4 protein-coding genes are annotated in these 2536 nt (G+C 36.1%); all 4 read left to right on the top strand.

The features are described from left to right. Positions 1-438: hypothetical protein (locus MRT15_RS11815; RefSeq protein ID WP_304330469.1), on the top strand; the 438-nt coding region annotated here is incomplete at its 5' end. Positions 439-559: 121 nt separating this feature from the next. Next, positions 560-1246, top strand: coding sequence for a hypothetical protein (locus MRT15_RS11820; protein ID WP_304330471.1), 687 nt, complete (start codon positions 560-562; stop codon positions 1244-1246). Positions 1247-1456: 210 nt separating this feature from the next. Further along, entirely contained in the window at positions 1457-1816 is a 360-nt protein-coding gene (locus tag MRT15_RS11825; RefSeq protein WP_304330473.1) for an Mth938-like domain-containing protein, read from the top strand. Between the two features lie 102 nt (positions 1817-1918). Continuing rightward, complete coding sequence (locus MRT15_RS11830; protein ID WP_304330475.1) at positions 1919-2323, top strand: hypothetical protein; 405 nt, start codon at positions 1919-1921, stop codon at positions 2321-2323. The last annotated feature ends 213 nt before the right edge of the window (positions 2324-2536 follow it).

The raw sequence follows: 2536 nt of genomic DNA on the forward strand, positions 1-2536 counted from the left end.
TTCGTCACGTTATTGAGGTTCACTATTGGAAACCTCCTCCACATAAGGAGGTTGGAGAAAGCTAATGTTTCTTCATATATTTGGCTATTCGATTTCACAATGATTTTCATTGAATCCTTAATTCTCATACTTTTAGGATGCTATTGCTATGAAAATATTTTGAAATTTTTGATTCTTTTAATGGCTCTATGCCTTCTAGATTGCTTATGGATATTGAGTATTGGCTTTATGTATCTCAAAGGATTGAGGTCTGAAGTTCCATGGGCGTGGGGTTTACTAAATCTGGCAAGCGGATTATTTCTAGCAAGCATAATCTTCCATATTCTACCCTTAGATTTCAGAAGCTTTCTCGGAAGCCTTGTGATAATTGGTTGGTTTACCATATGTGCAATAATTGATCTATTTCTCGTTGATTACTACAAACTATTGAAGGAATAATCATATTATGATGAGGAGATCTAATTACAGAGCGCTTTAAATACGATTAAAAGTGGCTGGAACTACACTTAAAGCATGCTTATATATCTGAATTTCACCCCTAATATTTTGGGATTCATGAATGGATAAGTTGAAGGAAGAGTTCCTTAAACTTTTGGATAGGGATTTGGAGTTTAGGTATGCTGTTGCTGGCTATTTGGGTTTATCTGAAATTTTGAAGAGGCTTGATAGGTTGGAGGAGGGGCAGAATAAACTTTGGGAGGGACAGAAAAGGATATGGGAGAATATTGAGAAATTGTGGGAAGAAATTAGGTTGCTAAGGGAAGATCAGAAAAGACTTTGGGAGAATCAAAATAAGCTTTGGGAAAATCAGAATAGACTTTGGGAGGAAGTTAGAGGCTTAAAGGTAACTCAAGCTAGACTTGTAGCAACTATAGATAGATTAACAATCACCATTGAAGAGGAGAGTCTTGATGTGGTGGGGAGGAGGTTGAAGGATGAATTGGGATTGGATATAAAGCTTGGCAGAATCTTTGTTGATGATAAGGAGATAAACATTTATGGTTCATCAGCTGACATTTGCGTGATAGGTGAAGCAACTGTTAGGCTTGGGAGAAGATTGGTGGAAGAATTGGAGGGGAAGATAAAGTTCTTAAGGGAAGCGAAGCCTGAATTGATCAAGCCCAAAATTATAAAGGTAATATATACTGATTATGCAACTCCAGAAGCAATAGATCTTGCAAAGGAGTATGGGATATGGATTTTAAATTGGAAGGGGGATATTACACCTAGGAAGATTCACTCATGAAAACCCCCTCATTTTATTGAGTTGTTGAAGATTTAGTTGCAAATGCAATTATGGGATTGAACATCATGGAAAGTTATAGAATATACATTGAAGGTGATGGGGGAAGTTTTGAGCATATACCGTCAACATCAATGATGATTTGAGGATAAGCCTTATCTAAACAACATTTAAGCGTTAGGCTTTAATATTCCACTTTAAACTAGGATTCTTGTGAAAGATGGGTTTATTGAATTCTATGATTTTGGAGTTATGGTTGTAAATGGTAAACGTTATACGAGTGACCTCATAGTTTTCCCTGAAACTGTTCTAAGTGGATGGTGGAGGAGGAAAGGTCATGAAGTCTGCGTGGAAGATTTAAAAGAGGTTTTCAATAGGACTCCCCTTCCAGAAGTGTTGGTTATTGGTACAGGCTATTCTGGGCTTGTAAAAGTTCTGCCAGAAGTTGAAAAAGCTTTGAGGGAAAGAGGGGTAAAGCTTATAACTCAACCTACAAGTGAAGCTTATAAAACCTTCAATGAACTTTTGAGGAATGGTAAACGGGTTGTTGGCGCTTTCCACTTAACATGCTGAAACCCATATAATGGGGGTAAATGGCTTACGAAAACTTTCCATATATCTATCTATTGTGAAGGTTTAAAATGGAGAGTTTAATCAAATATTTTAGTGGTTGAGATGCTAATTTTGAAATATGTGGAAGTGAATATTGATGGAAAGATTTCCAGGCTTTTAGCATTATTTGATTCCGGCTCGAATTTCACAATCATGGGGTATGGGAGGTTGAAGGAACTTTTCGGCGATGTTAAATTTAAATTTTTAAGTAAGCCTAGGGAGGCTTCCCTTTTAAATGGGCAAAAGATATTGATTGATGGTTATGTGGATTCACAAATACTAATCGATGGATACTTGATTGAAGATAGGATTTATTTGACTAAGGATATGGTTAAAGAAGTTGTTTTGGAGGGTGAAAGGAGATTACTACCAGATTTGATAATTGGAGCACCAACTCTAGAAACTTGGGGGCTTGAACTCAATTTGAAGGATGGAAGGATAATTCAGAGAGGAAGTTTCATAATTTGAGATTAATGGTTAACGGATACTTTAAGTATAACTGTTTCCATATTAATATGGTCTACATAATTAAAGCTATTTTTATTCGTGAATAAGTTAAGTGAATTGATATGCATTTTGCTGTTCGTTTAAAGGTGATTTCATTTCACTTTAACACTTTTCAGTTTGAAGAAGGCTATGGAGGTAATTATCCATGCTATGGGCATCACCATGAAGAATCCA

Origin of the sequence: Candidatus Culexarchaeum yellowstonense, assembly GCF_024707025.1 — an archaeon.
Taxonomy (GTDB): Archaea; Thermoproteota; Methanomethylicia; order Culexarchaeales; family Culexarchaeaceae; genus Culexarchaeum.

Excerpts from the sequence above, each read along its gene's own strand:
- MRT15_RS11830 (WP_304330475.1), top strand. The coding sequence starts at position 1,919 with ATGCTAATTTTGAAATATGTGGAAGTGAATATTGATGGAAAGATTTCC.
- MRT15_RS11820 (WP_304330471.1), top strand. The coding sequence starts at position 560 with ATGGATAAGTTGAAGGAAGAGTTCCTTAAACTTTTGGATAGGGATTTG.